The organism is Chromatiaceae bacterium (assembly GCA_016714645.1).
Classification (GTDB): domain Bacteria; phylum Pseudomonadota; class Gammaproteobacteria; order Chromatiales; family Chromatiaceae; genus M0108.
In genome coordinates this window covers 928,976-943,714 of record JADKCI010000004.1, presented here as the reverse complement: position 1 = coordinate 943,714, position 14,739 = coordinate 928,976, and the positions used below count along the sequence as shown (strand labels likewise).

Annotated in this window: 18 protein-coding genes; 2 read left to right on the top strand and 16 right to left on the bottom strand. The window is 65.8% G+C overall.

Annotated elements, in window-relative coordinates; genetic code table 11:
* The 13 genes from IPN92_16195 to IPN92_16135 all read right to left on the bottom strand — a co-directional run bounded on the left by IPN92_16195 (position 1) and on the right by IPN92_16135 (position 9,863).
* Positions 1-1,032 (bottom strand): DNA polymerase III subunit delta', encoded by a 1,032-nt coding sequence (locus IPN92_16195; protein ID MBK8639732.1) that lies wholly within the window; start codon positions 1,030-1,032, stop codon positions 1-3.
* Positions 1,029-1,676 (bottom strand): dTMP kinase, encoded by a 648-nt coding sequence (locus tag IPN92_16190; protein MBK8639731.1) that lies wholly within the window; start codon positions 1,674-1,676, stop codon positions 1,029-1,031. The genes IPN92_16195 and IPN92_16190 overlap by 4 nt, the downstream gene beginning before the upstream one ends.
* Positions 1,673-2,932 carry an endolytic transglycosylase MltG gene (gene mltG / locus IPN92_16185; GenBank protein ID MBK8639730.1) on the bottom strand — a complete coding sequence of 420 codons (1,260 nt, stop codon included), beginning with the start codon at positions 2,930-2,932 and terminating at the stop codon, positions 1,673-1,675. The genes IPN92_16190 and mltG overlap by 4 nt, the downstream gene beginning before the upstream one ends.
* Positions 2,865-4,103 carry a beta-ketoacyl-ACP synthase II gene (fabF, locus tag IPN92_16180; GenBank protein ID MBK8639729.1) on the bottom strand — a complete coding sequence of 413 codons (1,239 nt, stop codon included), beginning with the start codon at positions 4,101-4,103 and terminating at the stop codon, positions 2,865-2,867. The genes mltG and fabF overlap by 68 nt, the downstream gene beginning before the upstream one ends.
* 103 nt (positions 4,104-4,206) lie before the next feature.
* The gene (gene acpP / locus IPN92_16175; protein MBK8639728.1) at positions 4,207-4,443 is read right to left on the bottom strand and encodes an acyl carrier protein; all 237 of its coding nucleotides are present in this window, start codon (positions 4,441-4,443) and stop codon (positions 4,207-4,209) included.
* Positions 4,444-4,552: 109 nt separating this feature from the next.
* Positions 4,553-5,296, bottom strand: a complete 744-nt coding sequence (gene fabG / locus IPN92_16170) for a 3-oxoacyl-ACP reductase FabG (GenBank protein MBK8639727.1) — start codon at positions 5,294-5,296, stop codon at positions 4,553-4,555.
* The gene (gene fabD, locus IPN92_16165; protein MBK8639726.1) at positions 5,286-6,230 is read right to left on the bottom strand and encodes an ACP S-malonyltransferase; all 945 of its coding nucleotides are present in this window, start codon (positions 6,228-6,230) and stop codon (positions 5,286-5,288) included. Before fabD ends, fabG begins: the two co-directional genes overlap by 11 nt.
* Before the next feature lie 28 nt (positions 6,231-6,258).
* Positions 6,259-7,218 (bottom strand): ketoacyl-ACP synthase III, encoded by a 960-nt coding sequence (locus IPN92_16160; GenBank protein ID MBK8639725.1) that lies wholly within the window; start codon positions 7,216-7,218, stop codon positions 6,259-6,261.
* Complete coding sequence (plsX, locus tag IPN92_16155) at positions 7,215-8,246, bottom strand: phosphate acyltransferase PlsX (GenBank protein MBK8639724.1); 1,032 nt, start codon at positions 8,244-8,246, stop codon at positions 7,215-7,217. The genes IPN92_16160 and plsX overlap by 4 nt, the downstream gene beginning before the upstream one ends.
* A gap of 43 nt (positions 8,247-8,289) precedes the next feature.
* Entirely contained in the window at positions 8,290-8,466 is a 177-nt protein-coding gene (rpmF, locus tag IPN92_16150; GenBank protein ID MBK8639723.1) for a 50S ribosomal protein L32, read from the bottom strand.
* A gap of 106 nt (positions 8,467-8,572) precedes the next feature.
* On the bottom strand, positions 8,573-9,100 hold the full coding sequence (locus IPN92_16145) for a DUF177 domain-containing protein (protein MBK8639722.1): 528 nt from the start codon (positions 9,098-9,100) through the stop codon (positions 8,573-8,575).
* 128 nt (positions 9,101-9,228) lie between these two features.
* Positions 9,229-9,396: a hypothetical protein gene (locus tag IPN92_16140; protein MBK8639721.1), complete on the bottom strand. Its 168-nt coding sequence runs from the start codon at positions 9,394-9,396 to the stop codon at positions 9,229-9,231.
* A 95-nt stretch (positions 9,397-9,491) separates the two neighbouring features.
* Positions 9,492-9,863, bottom strand: a complete 372-nt coding sequence (locus IPN92_16135) for a hypothetical protein (GenBank protein MBK8639720.1) — start codon at positions 9,861-9,863, stop codon at positions 9,492-9,494.
* Between the two features lie 715 nt (positions 9,864-10,578).
* Between IPN92_16135 and IPN92_16130 the strand changes: the two genes are divergently transcribed.
* Both IPN92_16130 and IPN92_16125 read left to right on the top strand, forming a co-directional pair.
* The gene (locus tag IPN92_16130; protein ID MBK8639719.1) at positions 10,579-11,742 is read left to right on the top strand and encodes a hypothetical protein; all 1,164 of its coding nucleotides are present in this window, start codon (positions 10,579-10,581) and stop codon (positions 11,740-11,742) included.
* On the top strand, positions 11,673-12,158 hold the full coding sequence (locus IPN92_16125; GenBank protein MBK8639718.1) for a hypothetical protein: 486 nt from the start codon (positions 11,673-11,675) through the stop codon (positions 12,156-12,158). Before IPN92_16130 ends, IPN92_16125 begins: the two co-directional genes overlap by 70 nt.
* A gap of 326 nt (positions 12,159-12,484) precedes the next feature.
* On the opposite strand, the gene IPN92_16120 is transcribed toward IPN92_16125, so the two are convergent.
* From IPN92_16120 to IPN92_16110, 3 genes are read right to left on the bottom strand one after another with little or no spacing between them, the layout of a single operon-like run.
* Positions 12,485-12,886 (bottom strand): patatin-like phospholipase family protein, encoded by a 402-nt coding sequence (locus IPN92_16120; GenBank protein ID MBK8639717.1) that lies wholly within the window; start codon positions 12,884-12,886, stop codon positions 12,485-12,487.
* 29 nt (positions 12,887-12,915) lie between these two features.
* Positions 12,916-13,215 (bottom strand): patatin-like phospholipase family protein, encoded by a 300-nt coding sequence (locus IPN92_16115; protein MBK8639716.1) that lies wholly within the window; start codon positions 13,213-13,215, stop codon positions 12,916-12,918.
* Positions 13,216-13,234: 19 nt separating this feature from the next.
* Positions 13,235-14,707 carry a hypothetical protein gene (locus IPN92_16110; protein MBK8639715.1) on the bottom strand — a complete coding sequence of 491 codons (1,473 nt, stop codon included), beginning with the start codon at positions 14,705-14,707 and terminating at the stop codon, positions 13,235-13,237.
* Positions 14,708-14,739: the final 32 nt, after the last annotated feature.

Here is a 14,739-nt window from a genome sequence, read left to right as displayed (position 1 = left end):
CTAGCGTGAGTGGTGGCCGGCGGCGGGGCTATAGAGACGGGCCCACTCCAGGAGCCAGGTCTCAAAGAGCAGCAGGCGGTTGAGATTGGTGGTGTCACTGGCGCCCACCCGCCAGACCTGGCGCAGGAAGCGATGACCGGCGGCGGGGTCCACCTGGTCCGCCAGGGTCCGGAAATCACCCGCCCAGTCGGCATTGATCAGCCGCGGCCGCGACCCGATCAGTTCCGGGATGAGCCGCAAGAGGTCGCTGACCCAGCCCCCCAGCCATTCGAGGAGCAGCGCCGGTTCGGCCTGGTTCCAGGTCGCCGCCTCGGCGAGGGGATCGCGCTTGCCCTGCGCCACCTCAACGAAACCCCGGATCAGACGATCACGCAGGGCCAGATGCTCCGGGTTGGCCAGTTCCAGGGCGCGCAAGGGGGCGCCATGGGCCAGGTGCAGTAGGGTCGCGGCATCGAACCCCGCGGTTCTGGGGGCCAGCCAGGCCAGGGCCTCCGCCTCGGGCGGGACGGCCAGGCGCAAGACCTGACAACGGCTGCGAATGGTGGCTGGCAGGCGGCTGGGCTGCTCGCTGACCAGGCACAGGAGGGTGCTGGGCGCCGGCTCCTCCAGGGTCTTGAGCAGGGCGTTGGCGGCGGAGGTATTCAGGCGATGCGCCGGGTCGATGAGGATCAGCTTCCAGCCACCCCGATGGGCGGTCAGGCCCTCGGCGCCGGCCAGGGCGCGGATGGCGTCAACCTTGATCTCGCCGGACTTGCCCTCCTCGTCGGGCCCCACGCGCGCCAGGTCCGGATGGGTGCCGGCGGCCAGCAGGCGGCAATCCGGGCACTGGCCGCAGGCCCATCCCCCGGCCAGGGTGCCGTGGCACAGAAGGGAATGGGCCAGGGCCTCAAGCAGGCGGCGCTTGCCTACCCCCGCGGGGCCCGTCAGGAGCAGGGCATGGGGAAAGCGATCGGCCTGACGAGCGCCTTGCAGGGCCGCCCAAGGCTCCTTGAGCCAGGGGGGCGAGGCTTCCAGAGGCGCGGGGGTGGTCATGGGTTGGCATCCCTGGCACCGGCGGCAAAGGCCCGGATGACCGCGGTAACGGCCTGGCTCACCTGGTCAAGGGGGGCACTGGCGTCGATGAGACGGATTCGCCCGGGCTCGGCCCGGGCCCGGGCCAGATAGGCGGCGCGGGCCCCCGCGAAGAAGCGCGCCGTCTCGCCCTCGAAGCGATCCGGCACCGACCGCTTGGCGGCGCGCGCCAGCCCCAGGTCCACGGTTAGATCGAAAAGCAGGGTCAGGTCCGGGCGCAGATCACCCTGCACCCAGGCCTCCAGCACGGCGATGCGGGCCGGGTTCAGGCCGCGGCCACCGCCCTGATAGGCGTAACTGGCATCGGTAAAGCGGTCACAGACCACCCAGTCACCCCGCCCCAGGGCCGGGTGGATGGTCTTGGCCAGGTGTTCGGCGCGGGCGGCAAACACCAGCAACAGCTCGGCGTCCGCGGACATACCCCGACAGTCGGGGTCGAGCAGAACCTGACGCAGCCGTTCGGCGATGGGGGCGCCGCCCGGCTCGCGGGTGAGGACGACGCTCAGGCCCTCTTGCTCCAGGGTGGTCTGGATCAGGGCCACCTGGGTCGATTTGCCCGCGCCTTCGATGCCTTCCAGGGTGATGAATCGTCCCCTTGGCTTCATGGCTTGCCCCCCTCGTCGCGCTGCCCCAACTGATAACGTCTCACCGCCTGATTGTGCTCCTCCAGGGTGGCGGAGAACCAGTGGCCACCATCGCCCCTGGCGACGAAGTAGAGGCTATCGCCCGCCTCCGGGTGCAGGGCCGCGTGGAGGGCGGCCCGGCCGGGCAGCGCGATGGGGGTGGGCGGCAGGCCATGCCGCGTATAGGTGTTGTAGGGCGTATCCCGGGTCAGATCGGCGCGGCGCAGGTCACCATCGAAGGCGGCACCCAGCCCGTAAATGACCGTGGGGTCGGTTTGGAGCCGCATGCCGAGTTGGAGTCGCCGGATGAAGACGCCGGCGATGGCGGGGCGCTCGCCGGCCTGACCCGTCTCCTTCTCGATGATGGAGGCCAGCACCAGGGCCTGATCGGGACTCTCCAAAGGCAGGCCGGGGGCGCGGTCCCACCATTCCTCGGCCAGGACCCGATCCATGGCCTGAGCGGCGCGTCCCAGGATATCCAGATCGCTGGTACCCTTGGTAAAGCGGTAGGTATCGGGAAAGAAGCGTCCTTCGGGATGCTGATCCGGCCGGCCCAGGGCGGCCATCAAATCCTCGGGAGTGGTCCCCTCCAGTTTAGCCACCAGACGATCATTCCGGGCCAGGGCCGCGAGGAGTTGGGCCAGGGTCCAGCCCTCGATGAGGGTGACGGAGCGCTGGTAAACCTGATTCTTGACCACCCTGTCGAGCAGCGCCACCGGGGTCATGCCGGGGCTGATCTCGTATTCCCCGGCCTTGACCCGCCCCGCATCGCCACGCAGGTAGGCCAAGGCGAGGAAATAATAGGGATGGTCCAGCACCCCTAGGGCCGTCAACTCCTGGGCCAGGGTGCGCAGGGACATCCCGAGGGGGATTTCGAACAGGAAGGGTTGATCGGGCCCCGCCGTGGTGGGCAAGGCCAGGGGCCGCTCCTTGAAGGCATCAAAGTGAAAGCGGAGTCCCAGCCCGGCCAGGCCCAGGGCGAGAACCAGCAGAAGGAGGAACCCTAGCTTCCCGAAGCGGCGGCGCCTGGGGAGACTGGCGGGGGGCAGCTGGCCAGCGCCTCCTTCGGGACCGGTTATGGCATCCTGGGACAGGGCGACCGGTGGTCCGAGGGCGTCTCCCGCGGATGCGGCGTCCTGGGCGAGGCCGGGCTGGGCCTCGCCCCTGGCCTCAGATTCGCCGGAAGACGAGGGAACCGTTGGTGCCGCCGAAGCCAAAGGAGTTGCTGATCGCCACATTGATCTTCATGGGGCGGGCGACGTTAGGCACATAGTCCAGGTCGCAGTCCGGGTCGGGAGTGTCGTAATTGATGGTGGGTGGGGCCACCTGGTCACGCATGGCCAGGAGGGTGAAGATGGCCTCGGCCCCGCCCGCGGCGCCCAGCATATGGCCGGTCATGGATTTGGTGGAGCTGACGGCGACCTGGTAGGCATGCTCGCCGAAGGCGCGTTTGATGCCCTTGGTCTCGGCGATGTCGCCCGCCGGGGTCGAGGTGCCGTGGGCATTGATGTAGTCCACCTGCTCGGGCCCCAGGTCCGCCATCTCCAGGGCCAAGCGCATGCACTCGGCGGCGCCCTCGCCATTCTCCGAGGGGGCAGTCATGTGATAGGCGTCGGAATTCATGCCGAAACCCACCAGTTCCGCGTAGATATTAGCCCCGCGGGCCTTCGCCATCTCGTACTCTTCCAGCATGATGACGCCGGCGCCATCGCTGAGGACGAAACCATCGCGGTCACGATCGAAAGGACGACTGGCAAGCTGGGGGGCGTCGTTACGGGTGGAGAGAGCCTTGGCGGCGGCAAAGCCGCCGAGTCCGACGGGGGTCGTAGCCATCTCGGCCCCGCCGGCCAGCATGGCATCGACCATGCCATGACGGATCATGAGTGCCGCCTCGCCGATGTTGTGGGTGCCGGTACTGCAAGCGGACACGATCGAGTAATTAGGCCCCTTTAGGCCGTATTTGATCGAGAGGTCCCCAGCGACCATGTTGACGATATTGGCCGGCACGAAGAAGGGCGAAATCTTGCGTGGCCCGCCCTGCAGATAGGCCGCGTAGCTATTTTCGATACCAGCGATACCGCCAATACCGGAGCCCACGGCGACGCCAATCCGGCGGCAATTGGCCTCCGTGATCTCGAGGCCGGAGTCCTCCATGGCCTGAGTCCCGGCGCCAATGCCGTAATGGATAAACTTATCCATCTTCTTGACGTCCTTCTTGGCGACGTAGAGCTCGGGGTCGAAACCGTATATAGGCCCACCGAACCGGGTCGAAAAGGGCGCTATTTCGAAATGGGTGATCGGCTGAATGCCGCTACGCCCGGCCAGGATGCTCTCCCACCCGGACTTGGTATCCAGCCCCACCGGGGCGACAAGGCCGACGCCGGTGACCACAACCCTTCTGATCGACATAGATAAATACCCTCGAACCTAATCGGGAGCCTGATCTGGAGTCTGGCTGGCGGCCGCGCCCATGAGACGCCACCACCCGCCCGCGAGGACGCGAGGGTCCTGATTAGGCCTGATGCGCGTTGATGTAATCAATGGCCTGCTTGACCGTGGTGATCTTTTCGGCGTCCTCATCCGGGATCTCGGTTTCGAATTCCTCTTCCAGGGCCATCACCAACTCAACGGTATCCAGGGAGTCGGCGCCGAGGTCATCGACGAAAGAGGATTCAAGGGTCACCTCTTCCTCCTTGACACCCAACTGCTCCACTACGATCTTGCGGACTCGCTCTTCAACGCTGCTCATTTTCTTTGACCCTCACGGATTTAAATATATCGCCCCAAGAAGGGCGGTGCCTATTCTAGGCGTATTCGTTGACGGATGAAAGGCGCCCAGGGGCACGCCCGAATTTGCCTCAGACCATCCACATGCCGCCATTGACATGCAGGGTCTCGCCGGTGATGTAAGCCGCTCCGGGTGACGCCAGGAAGACCACGGTCGCGGCCACCTCTTCCACCGAGCCCCAGCGCCCCAGAGGGATGCAGGCCAGGATTTGCTGCTGATGGGCCTCGTCCAGGGCACGGGTCATGTCGGTGTCGATCAGGCCCGGCGCCACGCAGTTGACCGTGATGCCCCGGGAACCGACTTCGCGCGCCAGTGACTTACTGAAGCCCATCATGCCGGCCTTAGCCGCCGCGTAATTGGTCTGACCGGCATTGCCCATGACGGCCACCACCGAGGCGACATTGATGATACGCCCCTTGCGGGCCTTGGTCATGGCGCGCAGGCAAGCCTTGGACATGCGGTAAACCGAGCCGAGATTGGTGTCCAGGATACTGTTCCAATCGGATTCCTTCATGCGCATCAGGAGATTGTCGCGCGTGATGCCGGCGTTATTGACCAGAATGCTCGGCTCGCCCAAGTCCAACCTCAGACGCTCCATAAGACTGTCAACTGAGGCCGGATTGGCGACATCGAGGACCAGGCCGGCACCCTGACAGCCATGGGCAGTCAGCGTCTCGCTGATGCGGTCGGCGCCGGCCTCGGTGGTGGCGGTACCCGCGACCACGGCCCCGGCCCGGCCCAGGCCCAGGGCGATGGCCTGGCCGATGCCGCGCGAGGCGCCCGTGACCAGGGCGATGTCACCTTCAAGCATGATTCGTTGCCTCCAGAGCTAGGGCCAGGCCCTTGGGGTCCAGGACCGCCAGGGCCTCCAGCCGATCATCGATGCGTTTGGTCAGGCCCGTCAGGACCTTTCCAGGTCCGGCCTCCAGCAACAACCCCACCCCCTGGTCCGCCAGGCACCGCACCGTTTCGACCCAACGCACCGGGCTGTAAAGCTGGCGCACCAGGCGCTCGCGGATCGCCGCTGGATCCGACACGGCATCAACGGTGACATTGTGCAGCACGGGAATACGGGGCGCCTGGAGGGTGATGGCCGCCAGGGTCACCGCCAGTCGCTCGGCGGCGGGGCGCATCAGGGCGCAGTGGGAGGGGACGCTGACCGGCAGGAGGATGGCGCGCTTGGCGCCGGCGGCCTTGGCAGCGGCAATGCCACGTTCCACCGCCGCCGCCTCGCCGGCGATGACCACCTGGCCCGGGGAATTGAAATTGACGGGCTCCAGAATCCCGCCTTGGGCGGCTTGAGCACAAACTGCGACGACCTGGTCATCGGTAAGCCCCAGCACGGCGGCCATGGCACCCGCTCCGGCGGGCACCGCCTCCTGCATGAAACGGCCACGTTGGGCGACCAGGGCGATGGCCTCGGCGTAGCCCAGGGCCCCAGCGCAGACCAGAGCGGTAAACTCACCCAGGCTATGACCCGCCATCCAGGCCGGCGCGAGGCCACCCGCCTGCATCCAGACCCGCCAGACGGCGACGCCTGCGGCGAGCATGGCGGGCTGGGTGGTATCGGTACGATCGAGCAAGTCTCTGGGACCCTGGCTGGCTACTTGCCAGAGATCCATCCCCAGGGTATCCGAGGCCTCGGCGAAGGTCTCGCCCACCAGCGGCCAGGCCGCCGCCAGTTCGCCCAACATGCCGACGGATTGGGACCCCTGCCCCGGAAAAATGATGGCGATCGGTTTGCTCATGGAAAGGTTCGTAGCTTGAACAAGAGGTTCAGAAGCGCGCCAGGACCGTGCCCCAGGTGAAGCCACCGCCAAAGCCTTCCATCAGGATGGTTTGGCCACGCTGGATACGGCCATCGCGCACCGCCGTGTCGAGCGCCAGGGGGATAGAGGCGGCGGAGGTATTGCCGTGGTCGGCCACGGTCACCACCACCTGGTCCATGGGCAGGTCGAGTCGGCGGGCGGTGGCCTGGATGATGCGGATGTTGGCTTGATGGGGCACCAGCCAGTCGATGTCCGACTTGGTCATGCCATTGGCTTCCAGAGCTTCGTCGACAATGCGGCCCAGGGTGCTAACCGCCCAGCGAAAGACCTCATTGCCGCGCATCTCGAGATAGGGGTCCTCGCACCCCCCCCGGCCGATGCCCTTGGGGACTTGCAGCAGATCCTTGTAGGCCCCGTCGGCGCTGATATGGGTGGAGATGATACCCGGCTCCTCGGCGGCGCCCAGGACCACGGCCCCGGCCCCATCGGCGAAGAGAACACAGGTGGAACGGTCCTGCCAGTCGAGGAGACGCGACATGGTATCCGCGCCAATCACCAGGGCGCGCTTGGCGCTGCCCGTGCGGATGTACTGGTCGGCGACGCTGAGGGCATAGACAAAGCCGGCGCAGACCGCCTGGACATCAAAGGCAGGCACGCCCTTGATGCCCAGCCGGGGCTGAATGATGCAGGCCGTGCTGGGAAATATCTGGTCGGGCGTTGTTGTCGCCAGGACGATGAGGTCGATCTCGCTGGGAGCGACCCCGGCGGACTCCATGGCGGCGCGGGCGGCGGCGACAGCCAGGTCCGAGCAGGTCTCCCCCTCGACCACCACATGGCGCTGGCGAATACCGGTTCGGTCGAAAATCCATTCATCCGTAGTATCGACGATGTCCTCGATATCCTTGTTGGTGAGGATTTTCTTGGGCAGATAGCTGCCCGTGCCCAGGATTCGGGAATAAAGCTTCACGCGATCGGCCTTTGTTGGCGTTCGGCATCAAGCTGACCGCCAACGCGGTGGGCGATGCGCTCGGGAATATTGCAGTGAATTTCCTTCTCCGCGATATGGATCGCGTTCTCGAAGGCAAGGACATCGGCGCTGCCGTGGCTCTTGATGACGATGCCCCGCAGCCCCAGCAGGCTGGCGCCATTGTAGCGACGCGGGTCAAACTTGCGGCGAAAGCGCTTGAGGACCGGCATGGCCGCCAGGGCGGAGAGGCGTGTCAACCAATTGCGATTGAAATTCTCGGTCAGGAAGTGACGCACCATTTTGGCCAGGCCCTCGCTGGACTTCAGCGCCACGTTACCCACGAAGCCGTCGCTGACCACCACATCCACCACGCCGAGGTAAATATCATCCCCCTCCACATAGCCAATGTAGTTCAGTGAACTGCGGGCCAGGAGCTCATGGGCCCCCTTGACCTGCTCGTTGCCCTTGATCTCCTCGGCGCCAATGTTGAGCAGCCCGACCTTGGGCGCGTCCAGACCTTCGACCGCCGTAACGGTCTCGCTGCCCATGACGGCGAACTGGAAGAGGTGCTGCGCCGTGCAATCGACGTTCGCCCCCAGGTCCAGCAGATGGGTGCTGCCGGTCATGGACGGCACCGAGGTCATGATGGCCGGACGATCGATATTAGGCAGAGTCTTGAGGACGAAGCGCGCCGTGGCCATGAGGGCGCCGGTATTGCCCGCGCTGACGCAGGCATGGGCCTCGCCGGACTTGACCAGGTCGATGGCGACCCGCATGGAAGAGTCCTTCTTCTGGCGAAGGGCCTTGGAGGGCAACTCGTTCATCGCCACCTCTTGGGAGGCATGGCGAATGCTCAGCCGGTCACCGAGCGCACCCGCCGGAATGAGCCTGGCGATTTCCTCTTCCTTGCCCACCAGAATGAGGGCCACCTTTTGGGTGGCGCGCAGGTAGTTGAGCGCCGCGGGGACCACGACCTTGGGCCCATGATCTCCGCCCATGACATCCAGGGCGATAGTCAAACGATCCATCAGGGCTTAGGCCGCCAGCACGGGGGTCGGGAAGGCTACGACTTCAGTCCTTGGTCTCTATGACCTTGCGGCCACGGTAAAAGCCATCCGCCGAGACATGATGGCGACGATGCACCTCGCCGCTCTGGGGCTCCACCGACAGGGTGGGGCCCGTCAGAGCGTCATGGGAACGGCGCATGTCGCGGCGGGAAGAGGTCTTGCGATTTTGGGGAACAGCCATTTTTTTCTCCGTGACAGAAGGGATGCCGCCCATTGTGGAAAGGATGGACAGCAGCCGCCAGTAAATTTATTAACATCCGGGACATCGAGACGATGCCACCAGGGGTTCAGCTCTTTCCGCCCCCGCCCAGGGCGCCGAGAATGGCAAAAGGATGAACTTCACCGGCATCCGCCGGATAGTCGCCCTCCTCAACTGCCTCCGGGCCCGGCGGTACGCAATCCCCAGGCGGATGCATGGCGATCTGCGGCAGGGCCAGCAACAATTCATCCTCGATCAGGTCCAGCAACCGGACCGACGCCACGGATACCAGCAAGGGGTCGAGCTCTTCCGGCAGCAGCCGGGCCTCGTCGAGCCCGGCAATCAGCGCCAGCTCCAGGGGTGCGGCAACGGCTAATTCCAGGGCGCCCAGGCAACGCTGACAGGTCAGTATCAGTCGGGCCTCGATCTCGCCCGTCAGGGTCCCGCGACCTTCCAGATCGCGCCCGAAGGCTAACCGATACCTGACCTCGCCCGCCGTCTCCCTTAAAGACTCCCCGAGCCGCGCCATACCCGACAGAGGCCAGGCGCCGTCAAATTCAGCGCCCGCATCAACGGCTCGCCAGGGGTCGATCAAATCGGGAAGTGGCGACGGCATAACCCAAGCAGTTTATTCAGCTTGGCTCCCTTTCGTCAAGAACGGATGCGGCTAAGTCCACATCCGTCCCGCCACCCTCGCAGCCTGTCGGACATGCTGGCCTGGTTCACCGGGTTCATGGCCTGTCCTTACTTCTCGCGTTTCCAGCTAGCAAAGGCCTGCACCAACAGCTCGGGCAGTCGGTCTCTTGCCGCCATCAGGTCCAGGACCCCAATACGGGCCTGATCAATCCCCATTAGTTCGACTACCAGTGGCGGCTGCTCTCCCCGGCACCAGGCGATTAGGGCGTCGGCCATACCGCCGCTGCCGGCGAGCGCCAGGATCCGGCCCCCCTGGCGCAGCCGGGGCAGGACGTCCCAGCGGGTGACCTCCCCACCCCCGGCGACCAGTATCAGGGTGCCCCGCCCGCCCGCCAGGCGCTCCGCCGCGGCCGTGAGCCAAGGGGATTCGTCGCCCCAGCGTTCACCTGGGACCAGGAGGAAGTGGCTGTGGTGGGGATCGAGGGTCGCCCGAGACTCGATCCCACCCTGATCCTGTCGAGGAGCAGACCCCGTGAGAGCCCGTCGGGGCCAGCCACTTGGACTTCAACCTCTGCCCGATCAGCGTGAAAGTACCCGCCACTTTCATCGTTCGGTATGGCGGAAGAACTTCCATGTCCGCCAGGTGAGACCCCCGCCGGTGCATCTACGCGGCCGCGCGGGGCGATTCCGATCAACGGAAAGGATCCCGCGGCACGTTGGCGCGCCGCCCCCATGAGCGCCATGACTTCGAAGGGGGTACACCATCAATCATCGCCGCTCCCGGCCGGTCCAAAAGGGGTACCAAGCCCGTGAACAGGGGTAGCAGTTGTGCCGCCACCCCGCCACCAAGACTGGCGGCCCCACCGACCAGGATCAGGACCGGGCGGGTTCCGCTCAGCCCGATTTCCGCCAGAGCCCCGCCCACGGCTGCGGTCGGCGGACCCTGAGGGCAAGCGATCGGCGCCGGGGATATCTGGCCGCTGGCGTGAGGCTTAGGATTCATTCGTCGGGCAGGGTCCTGGGCGGAGGGCTAGCGAATGCCGCCCCATGCCAGAGTCTATCCCAATCCAGCCGCGTTTTCCGCCCGTCAACGCAAAGCCCGGCGGCGCTCCGCTGTTTAAACTCGGCCTGGAGCACCGCCCCCTTGACCCCGATAGCGATCTGGCGAGCGCCCCGACGCTCACGCCGCACGCACGCCATCCGCGGTCAGAATGCCCAACGCCTGGGCCAGCCGGAATCACCTTACACCCACACCTAGGCCAAGCGCACCACTGCGGTGGCTATCGGGCTCATCGCCGAAGTTATTATCCATGTGCCGCGTTCGAGTACTGGGGCTCATGGTGGCTTTATGGAACATTTGGTATAGTAATCCTGCATCTGCCCAGCTAGGGAGCGGATGATCTCCAGGTGGCGCTGATTCCAGATCGATAACACTTTTGTGAATCCGGGGAGCGGCAGATGGCCTCACGATTATTCCGGTTCATATCGATCCTGGCACTGACGTTGGTCCTGGCCGGATGCACGAGCCTCAAGTCAGTCAATCAGGCCGACCGGGTCGATTCCCAGGCCATCCCCGATCCCGAGACCACCCCCCTGGGGAAGCAGATCCGGCGCCTGGTCAGAACCCAGCCAGCGGGCCAGTCGGGTTTCCTGCTCCTGGACAAGGGCGAGGAGGCCCTGCTGTGGCGGGGCATGCTGGCCGACCAGGCCACCCGCACGATCGATACCCAGTACTTCATCTGGTATCAGGACAATGTCGGCAGGATCGCTGCCGAGCGCCTCCTTCGGGCGGCGGAGCGGGACGTCAGGGTCCGGGTCATCGTCGATGAGATTTCCCTCGACGCCGATCCCCGTTTTCTCGCCTTCCTGAACGATCACCCCCAGGTCGAGATCCGCCTTTACAACCCCGTGGGGGCCCTGGGTCTGGGTACCCTGGGCAAGCTGGCGCGGATCATCGGCTCGGCGGGCGATTTTCCGCGTCTTAACCGGCGCATGCACAACAAGACCTTCATTATTGACGGCAGCCTGGCCATCCTCGGGGGCCGCAACGTAGCCGATGAGTACTACGACCTCAATCAGGAGTTCAATTTCCGGGATCTCGACGTCCTGGCCCTGGGACCCGTGGTGCCAAAGGTCTCCAGCAGTTTTGACGACTACTGGAACCATCCCTGGGTGGTGCCCCTGGAGGCGGTGGTCGATATCGCCATCACCCCCGAGGAACGGGCGGCTTATTACCGCGAGTTGCACCAGTATGCCGCTCGCCCCGAGAACTTCCCCCCGCGTTTCGACGCCGGACTCGCGACCACCACGGCTCGCTTTAAGTCGCTGCGGGCCGCGGATCTCCACTGGGGCCAGGCGCGGCTCATCTCCGACCGGCCTGGCAAGAACCCAGAGCTGGACCGTTACGACGCCTTCGGCGAGAGCGGGCGCCAGTTGACCGAACTGGCCCTGGGCGCCCAACGGGAACTGCTCGCCGCGACACCCTACCTCATCATGCTCCCAGGGACCTTTAGCCTGCTGGAGGACCTGCGGACGCCCGTGGCCCACCAACCATGGCGGCCAACGATGCCATCTGGGTGCATTCGCGCTATGCCTTTCAGCGCCGCCGCTTGCTGGGGATGAGGGTCGAGTTGTTCGAATATCGCGGCGACGCCGAGGACCAGCCGCTCCTGATCGACCGTTACGCCCGGATGCCGGAGAAGGTGCCCCTGACCCTGCATGCCAAGACCCTGGTCATCGATCGCCAGGTGGTTTACATCGGCTCCTTCAACATGGACCCCCGCTCCACGCACCTGAATACGGAAATCGGCCTCATCATCGAGAGCCCGTCCCTGGCCCAGGCGGTGGCCGCCCTCATCGAACGGGACATGGCCCCCCACAACAGTTGGCGTCTGGAGCTGACCGCGGAGGGGCGGATCGAGTGGGTGACCCAGCGGGAGGGGCGGCCGGTGCGCGCCGAGGCCGAGCCGGACATCGGTGTGGGCGAGGCGCTCAAGTTCCTCATCCTGACTATCCTCCCGATCGGAGAATTGATCTGAGGGCCGCGGTGGACGTCCTGACCGCAGGTTGTCCTGGCCGGGGAGCCGCAGGCCTCCCGCCCTGCTCCGCGGCATAGGCGGCGCCAATGCGCAGGAGGGGAATCAGCCTGAGATTGTCAAATCTGAAGTGGTTTTGGCGACCTGGGGGGTGATCTGTTCAGAGAGAAGTAGATTGTAGCGAAGATAGGGTTACGACCTGGCGGCGCGATCAGCGCCTTTGAGGTCGCCTCGCAACGACCCGCCCCCCGCGCCGGACCCGGCAGTCCTGCGCGGCTGGACGAGTCGATGAGGGGCCACCGGCACCCGGCGGGCATGAAAGAGCAGGCTCATCTCCCCCGCCGTGGCCGTGCCAGAGGTGACGCGGACCCGTCCGGTCCGATCGAGACCAGCAGCAGCTTATCCAGACCCCGCTCCCATTCCAGGTGAAAACAGGGCAGGGTCGCCATGAGATAGAGGAGCAGGCTGGGGTTATTGTAAGGCGTGATGCCGCCATCCACGAAGACGTGCCGCCGGCCGCCGAGAACGATGGTCTCCGGGGGGAAAAAGGTCGGAGCGGCCGTGCTGGCGCGGACCAGTTGCCACAGAGGGATGCGCAGGTTGCACTCGGGCGAGGCGGGATCGTTGAAGCGAGCGGCGGGGTTGTTGGAGATCGGCCAGGGGGAGCCGGTGGAATAGTTGCGCATCACCAGGCATAGCAGGGTGCGCAGGCGGTGCAACCAGGCCGGCACCGCCCCCGCCCTCCGCGAAGACCTCCGAGCTACCGGTAAGGCCTCCGCGGCATATTTGCTTGCCAGCGTTTGTACCAGGGCGCGGGCCGGAAGATCTCCATCCCCCGCCGGACATAGAGGTCCTCGATCATGGCTACCGGCATGCCCCAGGACAGGCAGGTGGCGATGATGCCGCCGGTACTGGTGCCGGCGATATAGTCGAAATAATCCGCCAGGACCAGATCGGGCCGGCCGGTCCGGGCGCGCAGCAGTACCTCCATCCGCGCCAGAACCTCCAGGGTGAAGATGCCGCGGATGCCGCCACCATCCAGGGCCAGGAGTCGTTTCATAGTTCACCCATTGCGTCACTCAACCATGGCGGGGTTCCTGGCCCAGGGCGAACCAGTCGGCGATTTCCCGGGCCAGGTAATGTTCGGTGCGGGCGATGGCCCGCTGCAAGGCATAGAGATGATGACAGGCCTGCGTCTCCGCCCGCGCCGCGATCAGGAAGTTCGTCAGGGCGCGGGAATGCGCCACCTGGACATTGAGGTCGAAGATCGAGATCAGCGCCAGGGCGCAACCGGCCAGACCGGGGAGCGCCAGGGGCAAGAAGTGGGTGAGGGTCCGGCTGGCCTCCAGGCTTAGACTGTCCGTGCCGAACAGACCGGTGAAGAGCCCGCGCAGGACGGCCAGGGCGGAAAAGAACCAGAAGAGACTGATCAGGCGCTGGCGCAGGCGGGCGAGCCGGACGGCACGAGCCTGGTGGTACTGGATCTGGTCATCGATGCGGTCGCGCACATATCGCTCCCGGATCTCCTCCAGGGGCGGGGGGACGGCGGGGCGGGCACAGAGGTGCATCATCCTGACCGAGGTCGTGAGACGGGCAAAGGTCTCCCCCAGACCCTGCAGGTCCGGCAGCACCAGCCGGGGCAATTCCCAGGTGACGATCGCGGCCCGGCAGATCTCCGCGGCCACGCGGCAATGGATCCAGCGTTGATGCACCTTGCGGTATTTCAGATAGAGACCGGCCCCCATGGCCCCGGCAGTCATGAGGAAGGCCAGGGCGTCCAGGGCCGGCAGGCGCAGGGCGAAGGCAATGATGAAGGCCACCAGCAGGGTCGCGCCGGTATTCAGTACCAGGGAGGACGCGACCCAGCGTCGGAAATTCGGCGCCGTGCGGGTCGCCATCTGGTCGACCTTGGTGAAAAAGCGCCATAACGCCGGAGGTACCGGCGAGGAGTCCGGGGGTTCCATCGCGGCACCCTCGCCAAGACGGTTGAGGAAGCGGAGCTCATGATCCAGGAAGGGATGACCCTCCCAGCCCTCGCGCCGGACCTCGAGCGTCTCGGGGTTGAGGATGATCAGCGGTTTCCCGACGCCGCGGGCATAAGCGACGATCTCCCCCGTTCCCCCCGCAGGCCTCTCGTCCCAGACGGCGATGAGCAGGTCCGCCTGATCCACGGTGTCCAGGCCGCACTCCAGATCGGCCTCGTCCCTGCCCGCGGCCCTGCCGCGAACCTGGATCTCGGTCGCCCGCGCCAGCAGTTGCTCGTGGCACTGCCACTCCTCCGTGGAGAAGTCCTGGCGCAGCTCGGCCAGAGACGCTGGCAGCAGGACGCGCCAGGGGAGCGACATCCCCTGGATCGCCTGAGCAAAGAGGGTGTCGGCCCCGGGGGCGATGGAAGAAACACCGACCAGGATGCCATCGACCTCCTCGCTCAGGGCGCCAAGCAGGGCGGCGAGCGCCTCACCGACCGCTTCCGGCTGACGCAGGTGCCGGTGGCCCTTGAGGGCGATGAGCCAATAGGGCCGGAGAGAAGAGGATGCTTGCGGGGATGTCATCGCGGGGGTGGCTACCATTGCCAGGCCGCGGG

Coding starts and splice junctions, on each gene's coding strand:
- rpmF (MBK8639723.1), bottom strand. CDS start 8,466: ATGGCTGTTCCCCAAAATCGCAAGACCTCTTCCCGCCGCGACATGCGC.
- IPN92_16190 (MBK8639731.1), bottom strand. CDS start 1,676: ATGAAGCCAAGGGGACGATTCATCACCCTGGAAGGCATCGAAGGCGCG.
- IPN92_16115 (MBK8639716.1), bottom strand. CDS start 13,215: ATGAAACGACTCCTGGCCCTGGATGGTGGCGGCATCCGCGGCATCTTC.
- fabF (MBK8639729.1), bottom strand. CDS start 4,103: ATGTCGATCAGAAGGGTTGTGGTCACCGGCGTCGGCCTTGTCGCCCCG.
- IPN92_16145 (MBK8639722.1), bottom strand. CDS start 9,100: ATGCCGTCGCCACTTCCCGATTTGATCGACCCCTGGCGAGCCGTTGAT.
- IPN92_16135 (MBK8639720.1), bottom strand. CDS start 9,863: ATGGCGCTCATGGGGGCGGCGCGCCAACGTGCCGCGGGATCCTTTCCG.
- acpP (MBK8639728.1), bottom strand. CDS start 4,443: ATGAGCAGCGTTGAAGAGCGAGTCCGCAAGATCGTAGTGGAGCAGTTG.
- IPN92_16130 (MBK8639719.1), top strand. CDS start 10,579: ATGGCCTCACGATTATTCCGGTTCATATCGATCCTGGCACTGACGTTG.
- IPN92_16140 (MBK8639721.1), bottom strand. CDS start 9,396: ATGGCCGACGCCCTAATCGCCTGGTGCCGGGGAGAGCAGCCGCCACTG.
- IPN92_16110 (MBK8639715.1), bottom strand. CDS start 14,707: ATGACATCCCCGCAAGCATCCTCTTCTCTCCGGCCCTATTGGCTCATC.
- fabD (MBK8639726.1), bottom strand. CDS start 6,230: ATGAGCAAACCGATCGCCATCATTTTTCCGGGGCAGGGGTCCCAATCC.
- plsX (MBK8639724.1), bottom strand. CDS start 8,246: ATGGATCGTTTGACTATCGCCCTGGATGTCATGGGCGGAGATCATGGG.
- IPN92_16125 (MBK8639718.1), top strand. CDS start 11,673: ATGGCGGCCAACGATGCCATCTGGGTGCATTCGCGCTATGCCTTTCAG.
- IPN92_16195 (MBK8639732.1), bottom strand. CDS start 1,032: ATGACCACCCCCGCGCCTCTGGAAGCCTCGCCCCCCTGGCTCAAGGAG.
- mltG (MBK8639730.1), bottom strand. CDS start 2,932: ATGTGGCGATCAGCAACTCCTTTGGCTTCGGCGGCACCAACGGTTCCC.